12 protein-coding genes are annotated in these 18,879 nt (G+C 55.6%); 6 read left to right on the forward strand and 6 right to left on the reverse strand.

The window, feature by feature from the left end; translation table 11 throughout:
- Positions 1 to 49: 49 nt before the first annotated feature.
- Positions 50 to 1,195 carry a helix-turn-helix domain-containing protein gene (locus Pla52o_RS20790; protein ID WP_146596545.1) on the reverse strand — a complete coding sequence of 382 codons (1,146 nt, stop codon included), beginning with the start codon at positions 1,193 to 1,195 and terminating at the stop codon, positions 50 to 52.
- Positions 1,196 to 1,514: 319 nt separating this feature from the next.
- On the opposite strand from Pla52o_RS20790, the gene Pla52o_RS20795 reads away from it, so the two are divergent.
- The gene (locus Pla52o_RS20795; RefSeq protein ID WP_146596546.1) at positions 1,515 to 5,342 is read left to right on the forward strand and encodes a hypothetical protein; all 3,828 of its coding nucleotides are present in this window, start codon (positions 1,515 to 1,517) and stop codon (positions 5,340 to 5,342) included.
- Between the two features lie 56 nt (positions 5,343 to 5,398).
- Here Pla52o_RS20795 and Pla52o_RS20800 read toward each other — a convergent pair whose 3' ends face one another.
- A complete protein-coding gene (locus tag Pla52o_RS20800) occupies positions 5,399 to 6,511 on the reverse strand; it encodes an HD domain-containing protein (RefSeq protein WP_146596547.1) in 1,113 nt (370 codons plus the stop codon).
- A gap of 326 nt (positions 6,512 to 6,837) precedes the next feature.
- Here Pla52o_RS20800 and Pla52o_RS20805 point away from each other — a divergent pair, with 326 nt between their 5' ends.
- From Pla52o_RS20805 to Pla52o_RS20815, 3 genes are all read left to right on the forward strand, one after another.
- Positions 6,838 to 8,253, forward strand: a complete 1,416-nt coding sequence (locus Pla52o_RS20805) for an autotransporter outer membrane beta-barrel domain-containing protein (RefSeq protein WP_146596548.1) — start codon at positions 6,838 to 6,840, stop codon at positions 8,251 to 8,253.
- 234 nt (positions 8,254 to 8,487) lie between these two features.
- Positions 8,488 to 8,784 (forward strand): hypothetical protein, encoded by a 297-nt coding sequence (locus tag Pla52o_RS20810; protein WP_146596549.1) that lies wholly within the window; start codon positions 8,488 to 8,490, stop codon positions 8,782 to 8,784.
- A gap of 520 nt (positions 8,785 to 9,304) precedes the next feature.
- Entirely contained in the window at positions 9,305 to 10,789 is a 1,485-nt protein-coding gene (locus Pla52o_RS20815) for a tetratricopeptide repeat protein (RefSeq protein ID WP_146596550.1), read from the forward strand.
- 642 nt (positions 10,790 to 11,431) lie between these two features.
- Here Pla52o_RS20815 and Pla52o_RS20820 read toward each other — a convergent pair.
- From Pla52o_RS20820 to treZ, 4 genes are all read right to left on the reverse strand, one after another.
- A complete protein-coding gene (locus Pla52o_RS20820; protein WP_146596551.1) occupies positions 11,432 to 12,850 on the reverse strand; it encodes a sensor histidine kinase in 1,419 nt (472 codons plus the stop codon).
- Between the two features lie 134 nt (positions 12,851 to 12,984).
- Positions 12,985 to 13,665, reverse strand: a complete 681-nt coding sequence (locus Pla52o_RS20825; protein ID WP_146596552.1) for a response regulator transcription factor — start codon at positions 13,663 to 13,665, stop codon at positions 12,985 to 12,987.
- Between the two features lie 329 nt (positions 13,666 to 13,994).
- On the reverse strand, positions 13,995 to 14,213 hold the full coding sequence (locus tag Pla52o_RS20830) for a hypothetical protein (protein ID WP_146596553.1): 219 nt from the start codon (positions 14,211 to 14,213) through the stop codon (positions 13,995 to 13,997).
- A gap of 345 nt (positions 14,214 to 14,558) precedes the next feature.
- Positions 14,559 to 16,403: a malto-oligosyltrehalose trehalohydrolase gene (treZ, locus tag Pla52o_RS20835; RefSeq protein ID WP_197169399.1), complete on the reverse strand. Its 1,845-nt coding sequence runs from the start codon at positions 16,401 to 16,403 to the stop codon at positions 14,559 to 14,561.
- An 83-nt stretch (positions 16,404 to 16,486) separates the two neighbouring features.
- Here treZ and Pla52o_RS20840 point away from each other — a divergent pair, with 83 nt between their 5' ends.
- The gene (locus Pla52o_RS20840; protein WP_231612520.1) at positions 16,487 to 17,737 is read left to right on the forward strand and encodes an endonuclease/exonuclease/phosphatase family protein; all 1,251 of its coding nucleotides are present in this window, start codon (positions 16,487 to 16,489) and stop codon (positions 17,735 to 17,737) included.
- Positions 17,734 to 18,876 (forward strand): glycosyltransferase, encoded by a 1,143-nt coding sequence (locus Pla52o_RS20845; RefSeq protein WP_146596555.1) that lies wholly within the window; start codon positions 17,734 to 17,736, stop codon positions 18,874 to 18,876. The genes Pla52o_RS20840 and Pla52o_RS20845 overlap by 4 nt, the downstream gene beginning before the upstream one ends.
- Positions 18,877 to 18,879 lie beyond the last annotated feature (3 nt).

Genomic DNA, 18,879 nt, shown 5'->3' on the forward strand with positions numbered 1-18,879 from the left:
AAAAAGCGACGCGATCGTGACATCGCGTCGCTTTGATTGCATTCGTGTTCTATCGCTTGGACAGACGTCGCTCGAGCGCTTTTCGCGACAGCGGCATGATCTGAGCCGCACCGCCTGGGTTGTACAGCAAATCGTCGCGGCTGGGTTTCGTATCGGTGTTCTCGTACTGAACCAAGTAGGCACCGACTTGCATCCCGCCGTGCTCGTAAACCGGTGGCCAAAATTCTTCGCCACGAATTGCCAAGGTCTTGGCAAGCAAGCGAGTCGCTCGGCCGGAGAATCCGCTTAATACCATGTCCAAGCGTCCCAGGGCTTCGCGGAAGATGTAGAACACCAATGCCGAGTCTTTGCCTTTGCCGCCCGCATAGGCCCACGTGCCATCGTCTTTTTCGTAGTAGAAGCCTGGTTCCGGAGCATCTTCGTTCTTGCTCAAGCGTACGCCCGCCGATGCAGCACCCGGCTTCGGATCGCTGTCGCGGTAGCGAAGAAAGAAGGGGCATGAGCGAGCCGAGACATCGTCGACATCGTCTTCGGTGACAAACGGAGTGCAGCCGAAGGCGTCCGAAAACATCAGTTCGACCACCGGGTTGCTCTTCACGCTGCCGATACATACCAGTCCCCGGTCGCCGGTAGCTTCGACGAAGCCTTCGAAGACTTCGGTTGCCCGTTCACGAGCGTCCTCGAGGGTGACTTGGCCGGGGCTCCAAACCAAGGTTTGTTGTAATCGATCCGGCATCGGCACTTCAGCCGGCTTGCCGTCTTCGCCTTCGACGTTCGTTTTATGCTTGGCGGCACCACCAAGGGTGGACACTCCATTGAGTAGTTCGCCGAACAAGACCGAATCGCTTGCCACCACGGTCGCATTCTCAGGAGAGTCGTCGCCATCGTTTTGGCGAACGCCAATCACGATCTCAATGTCGCCCCGGCGAGCGAGCAGCTCCCAAAAGTTCTCAGCGTTGATTTGGAACAAGGCGCCCGGCAATTGGTCGGCCGTGGCGTAACCATGGTCAATCAAGTAGTCGCATAACCGAGAAAGCGCGTCCAGCGGAATGTATTTTGCTTCGTTCTTTAACAGCGAAGCTACTTGATGTCGATCGAGTCCTGTGTGTTCAACAATGGACTTGATCGTTCCTGGGCGCTTGCGTCGGTCGGGGGTGTGTCCAAGTAATTCCGCAAGTCGGAATGCATATCTCATTAGGGAACGTCGAAAATGAGGAGTGAAGTGGAGGAGTGTCGATCGTCGATTCAGGTCTATAGTGTAGCAAGAATCGGCGTTAATCTCGCCTAGGGGTTACGGCGCGAATTTGCATCCTTGTCGAGGGAGCTGTCGAATGGAGTGGTTAGCGCGGTTGTGCCAACCGGGGCGGATTAGCCGGCGGGGGGGCTCTTGATCTAAAATAGAGAAATGACCGTGTCGTGGGCGCGTTCGCGTATCGAGCACGCGAATTCCATGCCCGCTGAGCTATACTGAAACAAAGCTAATATCCTCGTTCGAACGAGTCTCATCGAATTCAATGTCGCTCTCTACCACTGCATCACCGACGCCTCCGCCATCCACCCCACGCGAGCCAAATGCGTTTGATAGTGTGGCGGCGTTGGTCGAATCACGCATCGGCGAAGCGCAGAAGGCGTTGTGGTGGGCCGAGCTGATTCGCAGCCTGTTGCGGATCTTAATCGGAGCCGTCGTCGCGGTTCTCGTCTGGGTGGTTGTCGACCAGTGGCTCTACTCGCCAGGGCGGGGCGCCCGCATCGTCGGCTTTATCGCATTGCTATCATGGGTGGTTTCCCAGACGTTGCTTCGGGTGGTGCCCGTGCTGCGAGGAGCGATTCGTCCCGAGTACGCCGCTTACTCGCTGGAGCGTGACGTTCCGGAAATGCGGCAAGAGTTGACCAGCTACGTTACGCTGCGCGACCAGAAAGATGCTCCTGGGTTGCGAGGGAAGGTCATCCGTTCGATCGGGGCTCATGCGGCCAGCCGGTTGCGCACTCATGACGCGTTGCCGATCGAAGCAACCGGAATGATTCGTTGGTGGCTCGTCACCGCGGGGTTAATGGCAATCTTTTTCCTCTACGCTGCATTGTCGCCCAAGGACAGTTTCCAATCGGCAAGTCGATTGGTGATGCCGATCGCGTCGATCGATCCTGCGAAACGGGTGATGATTCGCGACGTGCTGCCGGGCAATGTCGAAACGCTCGCCGGACGAACCCTCGAGATCTCTGCGGTCGTCGAGGGGCTGCGTCAAGACGAGCCTGTGATTTGTCGTTGGCAGGCTCAGGATCGTGAAGTCGAGACCCCGTTGCAACGCGATGCGAGTTCAGGACGTTACCTTGGTGAGATCACGCTCGAACACGCTTCCTCGGGTCAGGTGCCTTACCAAATCGAAGCGGGCGATAATCTTGCAGGCCCGTTCTACTTGACCGTTCAAGACGTTCCGGTCGTTGCCGTTCAATCGATTCGTTATGTGCCGCCGTCCTACACTCAAAAGCAACCTCACACCAGCAGTAGTGCGGCGATCACGGCGCTTGACGGAACGCAGGTCACCGTTTCGGCGCGAACGAACCGTCCGATTGAAAAAGCAACGATCCAGTTCAACCCCAAGCCGCTCGGCGATACGGTGCATGCGACCGCAGGCAGTATGGAGATGCAAGTGGATGAGTCGGGGACGTTGATCACGTTTTCGTTTCCCGTTCGTTATGCGCGTGAGCGATCGTCGGCCGTGCAATTGGAAAGTTATCGCATCAAGGTTTGGGACAAGAGCGGCCAGACCAATCCAGCGCCGATCGTTTATCCGATTCGCGTGATCGCGGATCTGTCGCCCGAAGTCACGATCGTGATGCCGCAGCAATCGCCCAAAAGTATTCCGATTGATGCTCAGCAAATCATCGAAATTCATGCGGCCGATGCGGATTATGGACTGCAGCGAATCGAGCTAGAGATCCGTCGCGGGATTGAGGTGCTTGAGCGTGCCACGTTGTGGAAGGACGATGTCGGTCGGAAGGGGAACCAGATTGCCGAGTATCGTTTTCGACCTCACGAACACTTCCTGCGAGTCGGCGACGCGGTCCAAGTCACCGCGATCGCAACCGATAATCGCGGTGACGTAATGGATCCGTTAGTGGAACCCAATGTGGCTAAAACGGATCCTGTCGAACTTCGCATCACGATGAGCGAACCGGTGCCGAAAGAGCCAGTCGCCGGAGAGGGGCTGTCGGCTCCCGATAAAAAGCCGGCGGCAAGTCCCGATGCGGGGGAATCCGCGGGCCAAGGAGAGCAGGGCGGTGCAAGCGGTGGCGCATCTCAATCAGGTGGGAAATCGAAATCGGGAGAACAATCCGGCGGTTCGTCTGGCGGAACCGGGGGCGAGTCGGGCGAGCAACAGGACTCTGACCCCGAAAACCAGTCCGGTTCCTCGGGGGGATCCGGCACGCAGCCTCCATCCGATGCAGAGGATTCGCAAGGAGAGGGAGACAACAAGGATGCTTCCGGCGGTGGAGCCTCGTCGGGGGCCAGCCAAGATAGCGGCGAAAGCCGAGACGATTCCGGTGGCGAGATGAAGGACTCCCAACCGGGAGATTCCCAGCCCTCGGACTCGAAGTCAGGGAATTCCCAGCCCGGTGATTCTAAACAGGGGGATTCACCTCAAGGTGATTCGAAGCCAAACGACGCGAAGTCGGGCGATGCGAAGTCGAGTGATGCGAAGTCGAGTGATGCGAAGTCGGGTGATGCGAAGTCGGGTGAAGACGGGGCGGGAGGCAATTCTGCCGGAGCAGGCCAAGACGGAGGAGATCCGTCTGGAGGAGCCAAGCCGAAGGGGCGAGAAAACTCAAATTCCAAGCAAACGGATTCGGCAACCGGTTCGAAGCAGGGAGAGTCAGGCCCGAACGAAACAGGCCAGGGCGAAACAGGCCAGGGCGGGGCAGAGCAGGGGATGTCGGATCCGTCCCAGTCGACAGACGGAAGTCAGCAGGGATCCGAGCAAGGCCAGGGATCCGAGCAAAACCAAAGTGGATCGGCCGAACGCGAGCCCCCCAAGCATGATGGCGAAGCATTCGAGCGTATTCGTGACTACCTCGATCAGAAGAAACAGCAGCAATCAGGCCAGGGCTCACAAGGTGATTCCGCTGCGAAGCCGGATTCAAACTCCGATGCCGGAAGCGAACGCCAATCGAGCGCGGACGCCAACGATCCAAATCAAATGAATGAATCGGGATCGGGAGAGGACTCCACCGCGGACGCAACCAATTCCGCGAAACAATCTACGGGCCAGGACGCTCAGAATAACAAGCCCGCCGGCGCTGAATCCGGTGCAGGCAAATCAGGCGAGGAACAGCCCCAAACTCCCCCCAGCTCAAAGCCAGCGGATTCAAAGCAGGGAGATACAGAGAAGTCTGGCGATGGATCCGGTGAGAAATCGGGCGAGGGTGCGGCTAAAGATGGAGCGGCCAAAGACGAGACGTCTCCGCAGGGCGATGCGAAGGCCAATGAGCAAGGTTCGCAAAACGATGCCGAAAATGGTTCCAGTAGCGATTCGATGAATCCGCAAGATGGCGGCGAACAGGGTGCAGGCAAACAAGGTGCAGGCAAACAAGGTGCAGGCAACGAGGGGGCTGCAAACTCCAGCGATACGTCCGATGCGAGTGCGTCACCCCAGGGCAACAAGGACGCCAATCAAGCAGCACCCGACGCTTCGGAATCCCAAGACCAAGCTAATCAAGACCAAGCTAATCAAGACCAAGCTAATCAAGACCAAGCTAATCAAGGCGAAGCGAAATCCAGAGACGAAGCCAAGTCCAAAGGTAGCGATCCACAGAGCGGCCAACCGCGTGATTCGGCGTCCGAGCCGACGCCCTCCTCCGAGTCCGGAGAGCCACGTCGTCAGGCGCCGGATGGCTCGGGAGCGGGGAGTAATGGCTCGGGCTCGGGAGCGGATTCGGGTAATGCTGTCGATTCCTTGCCACCCACATCCGATCCCGTCGATCTCGATTACGCTAAAAAGTCGACCGACATGGTGCTGGACTATCTCAATGAAACGCGTGACAAGCCGGACCAAGATTTGCTTGAAAAACTAAACTGGACCGATGCGGATTTACAGCGTTTTGCGGAGCGATGGAAACAGGTTCGCGAGCTCGATCAAACCGGCGCGTCCGATCCCTCCAAACAGCAGGAGCTTCGCGAAGCACTCGAAAGTTTGGGGATGCGTCCACCGACCCAGGCGACAAGCCAACGCCGCGAACAAGCCGATGCGTTGCGAGGACTGCGTGACGCTGGGAATCGCACGCCGCCACCGGCCGCTTACCAAGATGCCTTTGACTCCTTCCGCCGAGCCATCGGCGGAAAGTAGTGGATCATTGCTAATGAGTCCTGAGTCCTGAGTCCGTAGGGCCGGTGGAACCGGCCTCACTCAAACATCTCGTCAAGCTGTTCGATGTAGTCCAATGCCGCTTCGGGAGTTTCCACTTCCATTCCCGGAACGCGTCCGGCGCGATCGCATTCCCCTAACAGACATAAGTCATCAAACCACGGGTGGGCAGCAAGCCGTTTGCGACGTCGCGCTCCAATCGTACGTTCATGGATTTTGTGAGCTTCCATGTGGTGCCTGATCAACCATGCGGTGCGCTCCGAAATGAACCCCTCGAGAGCTTCTAGGCTGCTGCAGACGTGGTTCTGCGGATCGATTGCTTTGCCGATGTCATGTAACAACGCCGCCAACAAAAACTCTTCATCATACGGCATCAAGTCTTTCGCTAATGCAAAGACTTGCATGCTGTGAAACAACGCATCCCCTTCCGGATGGTAATGCGGACTTTGCCGCACGTTTTCCAATGGAATCAACAGCGACAAGAAAACGTTTGCACGATCCGGACACAGATCCATTGCGGATAATTGCTCGACTTGAGCGTTTGCATCGACGTCGTGCTCCATTGCGATCATACGTTCCAATTCTGCAATCCCGACGCGTTCGATCGCTTTGCCGGTAATCGAACTGCGAAATCGAAATCCGAGTAATGAAGGGTGATAGACCGTTAGTTCGATCGGAAACGTGTCGCGCACATGTAAGTGGGTAAACACACGTTGCTCGCCATGTTTTTCGACCCGTTTACGCTGCATGTGATAGAAAACGCCCAGTTCATCGAGCGCGATTGCAATCGATTGAGGCGACGCGGCAAACACATGGATATCAATGTCCGAGCCTTCGCGAATGCTGCCGGTCAGCACGCTGCCGATCAATTTGGGGTGAAACGGCGTCAGTTTTCGCAGCCACCATGCGGCCCGCAATCGCATCTCCAGCAGCCGTTTGGAATAGCCCTGGTCGCCTTCGCTGATTCGGGCCAGCAATTGCACTTGTTCGCGAATTTCGGCGTTGGTGGGCAAGTCGGCTGGTTTGATCCAGCCTCGATAGATTCGGCGAGCGGCTTTTTGTTTGGCAGTGAAGTACTCGCTACATTCACGCGAGTACATCAAGCGTGCCGCTTCCCAAGCAATCTGGCGGCGAAGTTTTGGCGATGACATTCAAAAGGTTTGGCGATGCAAACCGAGAAAGATCGAGCAACGAAGGGTCAGGTCACCTCTTCAGTCTTCGTCGTTTGGCCCCGAATGTCAAACGTTTTTCTGCAGGGCCCACCGCCCCAGGCGGTCCGTACTCCATTCTTCCCGTGCATCCACACGACATTTGTCATCTTTTTTTATGTTCGATAGGGGGGGGGGCATTAGTAATGGCGTCGCGATGATTGTAGCGATTAAAGGTTGCAAACCCGTGCGGCTGTATTATTTGGCACATTTGGCACGATAGATGTAGAGTCCATTCGTCCACCTTTCGAGACCTCGGGTAACTTTGCATGTTCCGATTTTTGACCACGATGACGCTGATCGTCTGTGTGACAACAGCACAAGCGGCATCCCCCATCCTTATTAACTCGTCTAATACGACGCTGACGCAAGCTGACGGAGGTAATGGTTATGCAACCGTTACGGTGGGGGCTGGCGAGTCGATCTCGGCGATCAATGTGAGTACCAACAGTAGCTATTTTCATATGGGGATGAGTGGAGGCGGTGAAAATTGGCACCGAGATTGGAACAACGAGATTGGCAATCTGCTGGATTTTGGAACCGCATCCACAGCTGACCCTGGCTCCTACATCTTCGACTGGGATTTGTATTCTGGTGAATTCACCATCAACTTCATCTTTGAGCTGCCCTCGTTTGAAGCGGGCCAATTGCTCGGCAGCACCTCGCAGGCTCAGTTCCAGAACCAAAACTATCAGTTCCAATCGCTGAGCCGTCAAATCACCGGCATGGCAGGTAGCTTCGCTGGCGGTGCAGGCTCGATGGACCATGTCACGCTCACTGCTCCGCCACGTACCTCTAGCGGTGATTACGCACCGGTTAGTCTGGTCAGTTACGAGGAACCGGCCGTCCAGCAGATCAGCTACCGAAGTGCGCCGCTGACGCGAGGCGGTTGGGGTGGTTGGATGCAAGGCTACGGGATCGGCGGCAGCGCCGATGGCCATCTCGGAGTGGCGGGATTCGACTACGGTGCCGCAGGCACGCAACTGGGGCTCTTCCGCCACGTTGATGCTCATACGATGGTGGGCTTCTATGGCACGTACGGCTATCAAAACGTCAGCACGGACAACGGTTCCGAAGCGGACGTCAACAGCGGGATGATTGGCACATTCTTGCACCGCAACGATCACGATGGCAACTACTACACGTTGGCCGGCAACGCGGCGTACGACGACTACGACACATCCCGCATCGGTGGCATCACCGGCAACTTTGACGGCGTGCAAACTGGCACCTACCTGGAACGCGGTTGGAATCGCACCCTCGGTGGCGTGAAGGTTCAACCCAATGTTGCCCTGCAATACGTGTGGGTCCACCAAGACGACCATGTGGAGTCCGGTGGAGCATCGATCGACGATGTCGATGCCCATTCGCTCCGCAGCATGGTTGGCTCGAACTTTTATGGCAACCGTCACCTGAACGGCTATTACGGTTGGCGTTGGACACCCAATGCCCGGGCTTCGTGGATGCATGAGTATCTGGATCCATCGACCAGCGTCACCGGCACCCAGAGCGGATCGAGTTTTGCAACCAACGGCTTGGACCTGGGCCGCGACTGGGCATTGGTAGGCATCGGGTTGCAAGGCAATCGCAACGCGGCGCTAACGCTATACGGCAACTATGATCTGCAGGTCAACGACCGTAGCCAATTCCACACCGGCAGCGCCGGCGTGGTTTGGACGCGATAAGAGAGCGTCATTCGGGCCAGCAAATACAATGAAAAACCGAACGCCACGCCGACATCGTCGAATCGTTAGAGAAACGTTGTTCAAGCTGGCGCAGAATCGAGATCAAACTGGCTGGATCAGTCACGAAGTGACGACAGGCAATAGCCACGGACGCGAGTCCGTGGTTGACGGCCGACCCGGATTGGGACAGTCGCAACGCGACGACATGTGTCATTACCGAACGATTGCATTGCCTTGAACAGACAGAAAACATTCAGGCTGCACCTAGCGTCAAATTTGCTGGCGGGCACCAATCACCGGTCATTTTTTAATCTTCCATTTTTTAACCTCGCTTACCTGCCAATCGGCATCGGCACGATGCAAGCGACTGGCACGGCCGAGATCATTCTCGATCGTGAGCCAATGCAATACGACCTAGCGCGGAGTAACAGGAGGTTAAAAGATGGGGTGGTAAAAAAATCCGAGCGGCAAGCTTACCTCGTTGAATCCTTTGAGGAAACTTTGTTCAAGCTGGGGCAAGTACGAGATTGATCCGTCTGACGCGTTCGCCGAAGGATTTCGACCACTTACCACATTGTCTCTTTGGTGAGTTCTCACGCTAGCGATTTCAGTTGAAACCCGAGGTTGCCCCAGTCGCGAAGCGTCTCCAAAGTAAGTGCGATGTCCCCAGACGTTTTTTCTCCCTAGCGATTTGCTCTGTCTCCCGGTATTAGTCCCCAGGCATTAGGCATTAGGCATTAGGCATTAGGCATTAGGCATTTCCGTCCCCAGGCATTTCTGTGGGGGACGCCGGTAACTTCGGATTACAATTGCATGTGGCATCCCGTTTGTCTTTTTGGCATAGCAGCCGTAGAAGAGTTCGGTACTGAATCCGTGGATTGCAGATGGAGTGGTTCCAGCCATCGTCAGACCGAGTTGATTGGTCCTGTGCGGGGAAAAAATTGCATCTTTGGGTTGCCAAGTTAAAGAAATTGCAAAGGCCTGCGACTGGGGCTTTGTCTGTCGAAAGAGATCTCTGGAAAGTACACCTCGCTGAGCGAAAGATAAAATTATGACGAACCGTATGCAGTGTTGCCGGGTTTTCGGGTTGGTCGTTTTTATCGCGTGCGGGTTAGGGCTGCCTGCAGACACGTTGCAAAATTGCTGGGGGCAAGACGTACCCGAGGATGTCGCGACAGATGCTCAAGGACAGCAAACGGAGCCGACCAAGGCCCTATTGATTGAAACCTTGAACAAGGTCTTGAGCCTGCTGGAAAAGGAAGATTACGTTTCCGCATCGGCGCATTTTGTACTGCCACCGAATTTTCGCCCCGAGATGTTGGATGGATTTATCAAACGAAGCGAAATTTCGCGGGCGGGGATTGAGGTGTTAGCACAGGACGGGGTGTTTGGTAACGCCGAACAGACCTTCGGCGCCGAACGAGCGGCCAGCCATGCAGAACGTGCCAAAGTCGATCGCGAGCAGTGCTATGGTTTCTATCACACTACCGAAGATGCGACCGGCGAGGTGATGGCGTTTTGGGACGGTTCAGGATTCCGAATTGTGCGGCTAGATGACGTTGGGAAACTGTCCGCAACCAGCGGCGGCGCGGATCCTGAACCTGCTAGTCCCAGCACGAAAGCGTTGCCCAATATGGCTGCCAACCTAGCCACAAAGGATGCCGCCGCGGTACCCGTCGGGGATCTGGCAGCCATCGCGCAGCGGTTGCCGGAATTGGAGTCGGCCACGACCGAGAACCCGCTGGACGTCGCTGCTCGAGCGAACTACGCAATGGCGCTTTATCAAATCGGAAACTTCCCGCAAGCCTGGACTCAGTTGCGGGTTGCGGCAAAGCTTGATCCGAAGCATGCAGGAGTCGCTAAAGGGTTGGCGGCTCTGTTCAGCAAATTTGAATCGATGGCTGTTTTTACGGTGGGTGTCCAACCCGAAACCGTCACCGGGTTGTTGGGCGAGCCCGACCAGGTTGTCGATTTAGGGAACGATCGCGAACGTTATGTGTATGCGTTCTACGCGGTCGATTTCCGCGATGGACGCGTTCATGAAGTGATCGATTTGCGCAATGCAACCGAAGCGATGTTTCGCCCCACAGAAATCGTCTCGGTTGATTTGGATGGTCGTGGATGGATTTGTGGCATTCGCAATAAAGCCGATGGGCAAGTCACGGCTCGGTATTACTTGCCTGGAGAAATGATTTCCAACTGGACGGAACAGGTCGAAGTCCAACGGATTTTGGGGGCGGCCAGCATCGGAACGATCAAAGAGATTGCGGCAAAATTCATCGCCCAGGTCAAAGCGATCCAACCGAAAATGGAGTACCAGATCTTAGACGTCCAGGACGACTCCGTGATCGTTGCTCTCGAACTACCGGGCAGCCCTTCGTTTGCCAAACGTCATCAATTGGTCCGGCTGTTCAAGGCCAACGACGACGTGCACCGTCTGGCTTACTCGCTGAAGGTCGACCAGCCATCCGATGAAACCAAAAAGAAATGGTTTGCGATCATGAAGTCGGCATCGCTGGAAGCGGTAACGAAATAGACGATCGATTTTCAATCGAGTGGATTACATCACTGTACCTGAGTCCCAGAGAGACATCGCACTTCCCCGACGCACCAGGGTTTACCGCGATAGGACTGTGTTTGAAAACGAGGCGAACATTGGACGGTGGCCAAGCTCCATCGACTAGAGCTCGCGGCGACATCGAGAAACATGTGACATCGAGGGACATCGCATTTTTCTGGCGTGTCCTGGACGGGCAGAAAATTTCAAGGCTGCCCGACACCAATCCCGACACCAATCCCGCACCAATCCCGCACCAATCCCGGTCATTTTCTAATCTTCCATTCTTTAACCTTGCTTACCCGCTAATCGGCATCGGCACGATGCAAGCGACTGGCACGGTCGAGATCATTTTCGATCGTGAGCCAACGCAATACGATCTTGCGCGGAGTAAAAGGAGGTTAAAAGATGGGAGGATTAAAAAATCCGAGCAGCAGACTTACATTGTCGAATCCTTTGTAGCGATAGATTCTGGCTCCAGGCATTCCCGCTGGATGAAAAGGAGATCCGCGTTGCATGACGGCTATTGGAGGCTAGCGGAAGTCGTAGAGGATTTCGAGTTCCGCAGCGAGGGCACGAAACGCTGGATCCGTTCTGCTACGTCCGCAAACGAGAGTGGATCTACGCCTGCGGCAGTCGCAACGTAAAGGTGCTGCCCTTGCCCAACTTGCTTTCACACTCGAGCGATCCGCCCAGCGATTTTGCGATGCGGCTGGCAATCGCAAGTCCCAACCCGTTTCCAGTAATCCCCGCACCTCGGGCTTCGGCCGTTCGAAAGAAGGGATCAAAGATTGAAGCAAGATCACCTTGGGCGATGCCGGTTCCTGAATCCGAAACGCGAATCACAACTTGACCCTGCTCGCAGCTAGCCGCCACGGTAACACGCGTTCCCGACTGACTGTACTTCAACGCGTTGGAAACCAAATTGTCCAAAACACGCGACAACAACGACGCCGGAGCAGCGATTTGCGTGTCGTCATCGAGTTGGTTATCCAGCTCCAAATCGGCTTGACGAGGAACGTGCGGTCGCGAGTCCCAGTGCGAATCGAGCCACTCGGAAATGACCCATGATTCGCTTCGCGGCAGCACCCCATCCTCGTCGCTGCGGGCGAGAAACAACAACGACTCGACGATCTCTTGTAGCGAGATCGTTTGCTTTCGCAGCAACTGCAGGTTCGACGTGTATTCCGCTTCGGTTCGCGTTCGTCGCAAGGTGATATCAATGTGTCCAAGCAACACGGTCAGCGGCGTTCGCAGTTCGTGCGCCGCATCGCCCGCAAATCGTCGCTGCTGCTCAAACGCGATTTGTTGCCTATCGAGCAGTCGATTGAATACGGTTCCCAGGTTGGACAATTCGTCTTTCGACGGATGGACGGGAAGCCGTGTTTGAAAATCGGCACCAGCGATTTTTTGTGCTTCGCCTGACATCTTGGTTAGCGGTCGCAATGCCTGAGCTACAATCCAGCGTCCCAGTGCTGCGATGGTGAGCCACGCGGCGAGCGGAACGAGAACCACTAACCAGCCCAGACGGGCAACCGTTTGGTCACGCTGCATTGTGGGCCGACCGACCATCATCAACAGTTCATCAAATTCATCCAGTTGGCGATCGACACGCTGGGGGTTGGGAGCAATCAGACGCTGATAAAATAAGGTTTGGTGCGATGGGGGATCGTTCAACGTGAACGTCTTCTGTGGCTCGGGAGCTGAGCTCGCGATCTTCATTGCCCGAGCCGTAAACGGATCGTCGGCGTTGGTCGATTTTTCGACAACGAAGTTTCCATCGCCAATCACGATCCAGCGCAACGGGTCGGACGGTTCGCTGGAACCGAGTGCGATCGAATGCTCGAGCGGTTGCCATTTCACCTCGGTCTCTTCGACCTCGGCGGCTGCAACGAGCGAATCCAGCGAGGCACGCAACTGATGTTCAAACTGATAGTCAATGTGATTTCGGGCTAGCGAGTAGAACACCAACGAATAGATGCCCAGCGCGATTGCTAGAGTCGCCAGGAAGAAGGCGGAAACGCGTGTGGTCAATTTCATTTCGTGTCGCCTTGAGACGGCTGCGCCGCGATCTGAGATAGGCTTTTAGCGTGTCGTTTCGAGATAATGGTTGGTCGAAAGCCTATCGCAACTCAACTTCCGCTTCGGCCATCAAAACGCATCCACGGCTCGCGTCACAGATTGCCTGACTCCAAGATATACCCTTGTCCTCGGCGTGTTTGAATGACACGCGGTCCCCACTTTTCCAGCTTGCGACGCAAATCCTTGACATGCACTTCAAGCGTATTGGAAAGCCCATCAAAGCTTTCGTCCCAAACGGTCTCGTAGATTCGCGTTCGCGAGAGGACACGCCCGGGATGCCGCAGGAACATGGTCAACAAAGACAACTCTTTGGCCGTCAAGTCGAGTGGCACGTTTCGGCGAGTGGCCTTTTGCAGTGCCAAGTCGATGCTGATGTCCTGGTAATCTAAATGCAGTGAGTCGGATTGGTTGGGGCGCCGGAGCAATGCGCGCACGCGGGCCAGCAATTCCTCGAACGCGAATGGTTTGGTCAGATAATCGTCCGCTCCGGCGTCCAGCCCAGTTACTCGTTCGTTGACGCCATCGCGTGCGGTCAGAAACAGTACGGGGGTGGTCCGGTTTTTTTGCCGGAATCGTTGCAGAATTTGAATGCCGTCCTCACCTGGAAGCCACCAATCCAACAAAACCAAATCCCAGGTTTCGGACTGCAATCGCAGCCAAGCGTGCCGCCCATCCGCAACGTGCTCAGCGACGTAGCCCTCCTCCGTTAGGCCGCGAACCAAAAAATCCGCGATCCCAGGTTCGTCTTCAATCACTAATATGCGAATGCTCATTGTTCGGTTTTACCTATCCTCGATGTTTCGGCAACGGCATCATCCTCTTTGACCCCTTGGATGGGAAGCGGTTCCTTGGGCACCCGTCGAAGCCTGACATCAGCAATGATCGCTTATAGCGATAAGCGGCAGTTAAACCCTGGATAAAGAAAACTTTAGGTACAAGATAAAGTTGATTTTATCCACCATTCAACGTCCGTTTTCGGTGAACAGGAATGATCGGTTCGTGCTTGGTCGTTGCCAGGCAACGGCACCACCATTTCTCCCCCGGCCGACTCCGAACCGGATACCGCGTTCGAACCATGCCTTGCCGATCATCAGTCGCTCCTCTAAAGACCCATCAAGAGTCTCGCAACCATACCCTGATTCCACTTCATCTTTGTGGCGGGCGTTTCCACACGCTCGGCCGATCGAATCGTTTCGTTCGGTTGCTGCGGTTTGACCAGCCGAATGCAGTCGTGGAGTGTCATCGACATCGCGTCCTTATTTCGCGGGTCAGAGGTTTGGGCGAAGAAGTTTCGGATCGCGGTTTTGATCGAACGTTGCATGGTTTACTTCTTTCATCGGAGGGTTTGCAAAACCGCGTTGGTGCGGTTGACGCGGGCGTGGTGTCAGCGTCCGAAAGAAGTATCGTGTCGGCAGTTAAGAGCACCCTGAAGCAAAGATGAAATCGACTTCATCATACGGGAAATGTGAGGCGGCCGATGCTGCCGCGTCGCTTTACTCCATCGCATTCAATGTCTGATTGTCCACAAACGTCGGCCAAGCCGACATCGTCGAACCGTTTATCGACAAATGGTTCAAGCCGGGGCGAGATCGAGATTGAGCTGGCTGGCAAAATCGCATTGCGGTTGGTTTTCGACGTCGCTCGCATTCCTGTTTCCCTGGGCCGTCTACGATTTGCTTGAATGAAATATCTTGGCTTGGTTGGGTAACAATTGATTGACGGTGACTTGCTCGACCGAGGACTCCGGTAGCGAGTCGAGCAGCAAATTGCCTATGGGCTCGATGGTGATCGGCGCGGCACCCGTTTCGTCGGAGGTGAGTCGCGAGTAGACCGTCGCGGTCTCGCTTCCGTGCTGATAACGGATCACGTGTAAACTCGATTCACTGTCGTAATGCGTTTCAATGTTCGCATCGCTCAATAGTCCCGTCGCTCGCCACTGTTTCCTCAGTTTGATCAGCGATTGGTACCAGTGCCACATACTCAGGTTTCCGTCCTCTCGGGATTCCAGTTTCGAGGATCGGAAGGCAGCCTCTTCGGTTGGCAGCAAGCCTTCGGACCAATCGTGTTGTGGGTATTCTAGCCGTCGTCCCTCGACCACCGCTTGTTGAAGTTCCGCATCCGTAAAATCGACGAAGAACAAAAAAGGACGCGTCGAGGCAAACTCTTCGCCCATAAACAGCATCGGAATCGCGGGCGTTAGGCACAGTAGCGCCGCCGCCGACTTCTGTGCCGCAGGTGAAGTCAATTGATCCAGTCGTTTCGCTAATGGATGGTTGCCGATGAAGTCGTGGTTCTGGATTGAATAAACCAAACCATGGGTTTCGGTTCTCGTTTCCGGCGTCTTTCGGCTTCGTTCCTTTCGCATCGTTCCTTCAAACACGAATCCTTTGGACAGCGATTGAGCCAAATCGGTTCCCGAACGATAGATGCGATTGGAAAGTTGCTCGCCAGGTCGCACGACCGCAAACACGCTGTGCAAGAAATCGTCACACCATTGGGCGTCGAATCCGATTCCCCCCTCCGCATGCGGTCGGTTCATATCAGGGTCATGCACGTTGGATTCGGCGATCAACAATGCGTTTCGATTTGCTGCTTCGGACCATCGTCGCACCGCCGCGCTCATTTCGGCGACAATATGGGGATCGGTGTCATCGCGGGTGCAGTGAATCGCGTCAACACGTAGCCCGTCGATATGAAATTCGTCGAGCCAGTAGATGGCGTTGGCGATCACATAGCGGCGGACTTCGCTGCCCCATTTTGGATCATCAAAACTCGGCGCGTCGCCCCACGGCGTGCCATGTTTTGCAGAAAAGTAGGGTGCAAACTCGCCAAGATAATTGCCCTCCGGGCCAAGGTGGTTGTAGACCACATCGACGATCACCCCCAAGCCTTTGCGGTGCGCCGCGTTGACGAACTGTTTTAGTTCCGCGGGCGTTCCGTAGTTATGGTTCGGGGCGAACCAGTTTACGCCGTCGTAACCCCAGTTCCAGCGGCCCGCCGCGTCGGCCAGCGGCATCAATTCGATTGCCGTCACGCCGAGTTCAACCAATTCATCAAGTCGTTCGATCGCGGAGAGAAACGTGCCCGATGGCGTGAAGGCGCCGACATGCATTTCATAGAGGATCAAATCGTCTCGCTCGACCGATTGCCATTGCGAATCGGTCCAATCGAACGCGGAGTCGACCACTTCGCTGGGGCCGTGCACGCCAAGCGGTTGATAACGTGACACGGGATCGGGCCGCGGCGGACCGCCGTCACAGCGATAGAAATAACGCTGGGATGGGCCACAGTCGTGCACGACGCCGCGATGGTATCCGTCGGCATTTTTATGCAACGTGACGTTGCGGTCTTGCCCGACCAATTCGACTTCGACCTGGTCTCGCTCGGGGGCCCAGACGACAAAACGCGTCTGGTCTTTTCCGACCAACATCGCCCCAAGCGATTGGTGGGGGGCGACGTTTGCGGAGTTGAGAGTTGAAGAATCAAATTGCGAAGATAGCGAACGTTTCATGGTCACCATGGATCAAGCTTAAAAGAAAAACGGTTACACTGCGTACCAACTTGGATAGTCTATTCCCGCGGTGCAATCCCCTCATGTTTACAACTTCGGTTCACGGCTTGCTTTTCAGTAGCCTGCTCGTTTTGCTGGCGGTTGGTGCCCCCGGAGGTTCTGCCGCGGAGCGTAGCAGCCCTGTACCCGTCAGCCCTGTACCTGTCAGCCCTGTGCCCGCCACCCCCGTGCCCCCCACGCCTGTGAAAATCCGCATCGCGACCTTTAACGTTTCTCTGTTTGGCAAACAGGCCGGCGAGGTTTACCAGCGGTTGATTGATGGGCGAGATCAAAAGGCCATCCAACTCGCTGCGATCGTGCAAACGGTGCGCCCGGATCTGCTGTTGGTGAACGAAATTGATTACGAACCCAACGCCGCGACCGCTCGATTGCTAGCGGAAGAGTATTTTTCGATTCCCAAGTCCAACCGTAGCCCGATCGAGTATCCCTACATCTACTCAGCGGCGAGCAACACGGGAATCGATTCGGGATTGGATTTGAACGGGAACGCAGCAAACGGCGAAGCCAACGACGCTTGGGGTTACGGCGACTACCCAGGTCAGTATTCGATGGCGATTTTTAGTCGCTTTCCCATCGAGCAGGAAAACATTCGCACCTTCCAGAACTATTTGTGGTCCGAATTGCCCGAGGCGAATCAGCCTCGCGATCCGGATACACAAAAACCGTATTACGAGGATCGAGTATGGGCGAAGTTGCGGTTATCGAGCAAGAATCATCTTGATGTTCCGGTTCAAATTGGCAACACCACGATTCATCTTTTGGCTAGCCATCCGACGCCGCCGGTGTTTGATGGTGCCGAGGACCGCAATGGTTGCCGCAACCATGATGAGATCCGTTTTTGGGGCGACTATCTCGACGGTCCTGAGGCGACTTATTTGCGAGACGATGCAGGGCGCGCCGGAGGATTGGATCGAGACGCATCGTTTGTCATTCTCGGCGATTTGAACGCAGATCCTGCTGACGGCGACGCTAAAACGGACGCGATCAAGCAATTGCTCTGCCACCACCGTGTTCAAGATCCCAGACCAAGCTCAGAAGGTGCAGCAGAGGGAAACGCAAAAGGTAAGGTGAATGTTAAACACGCGGGCGACCCCGAGCTAGACACCGCTGATTTTGGCAGCAGCGGTCATTTTCGCGTCGACTATGTGTTGCCGAGCAAGCAATTAAACGTGGTTGACGCTGGCGTGTTTTGGCCGAAACGCCAGGGACCACTTCGCGACTTGATTTCGGCGAGTGACCACCGATTGGTGTGGGTGGATGTCGAGGTGCAATGATGCGAAAACGTGTACTGTTGATGATCAGCTCGATGCGTGGTGGTGGCAGCGAGCGACAAACCCTGCTGCTGCTGCGGCATTTGGATCGAGCTCGGTTCGAGCCGCATTTGTATGTGATCGAGCGAGCGGGGGACTTGATGTCGGAGATTCCCGGCGATGTGTCGGTGCACGCGTTTGCAGATGTTCAGCAGCCCAACCAACTTTATTTTCCCGGACGAATTTTGCGTCAACAGATCGCTCATCTGCGTGAACTGTTGATCGAGGAAAAGATCGCCGTGGTTTACGATCGCACGTTTGCAATGAGTTTGATCGCAGCGCCGGCGTGTCAACGGCTTGGGATCCCGCGAGTTTCAACGATTGTCAGTCCGCCTGAGCGTGCGCTGCCGTTGGTCGAGAAGCGTTTTGTTCGCTGGAAACGATGGCGATTAGCGACCGCGTATCGTCAAGCTCGAACGGTCGTCGCGGTCAGTAAGATTGCGGCTCGATCGGCCGAAACGTTTTACAAACTGTTTCCGGATTCAGTCATCGTGATTCCCAATCCGGTCGACCGCGATGATCTGCTTTTGAAGTCGGGGACGTCCATGCCGCGTGATCCCGATCACATCACGATGGTTTGCGTGGGACGCATGACGAGTGAGAAAGGGCACGCGGATTTGATTCGCGCGGTGGCGATGACCGAGTCGGATTGGCCGGCGGGGGCTCCGCCGCTGAAGTTGGTGATGGTGGGGGATGGACCACTCAGGTCGCAATTGCAGCAATTGGCATCCGAGCAAGTCAAACGCCACGTGATCGAGTTTGTTGGAGTGGAGCCGAATCCGGCAGTTCGAATCGCCTCGGCGGATGTACTGGTGTTGCCTTCGCTTTTCGAGGGGATGCCCAATGTGGTTTTAGAGGCGATGGCGTTGGGGACTGCGGTGATCGCAACGCGAGCCGGAGGCACGATCGAGTTGGTGGATCAAGAGCCGACGGTCTTGTGGGCGGATCCTGGCAAGCCGTTGTCGTTAGCCAGTGCGATTCGCGAATTTGTCAGCGATCGTGATGCGGCGATTCTGCGTGCCGAGGCGGCATTGCGTTATGTTCGTGATTTTCATGACGTGAATCAAACCACGCGGCGAATCGAAGCGTGGTTGTCGTCGTGATGC

Origin of the sequence: Novipirellula galeiformis, from assembly GCF_007860095.1 — a bacterium.
Lineage (GTDB): Bacteria > Planctomycetota > Planctomycetia > Pirellulales > Pirellulaceae > Novipirellula > Novipirellula galeiformis.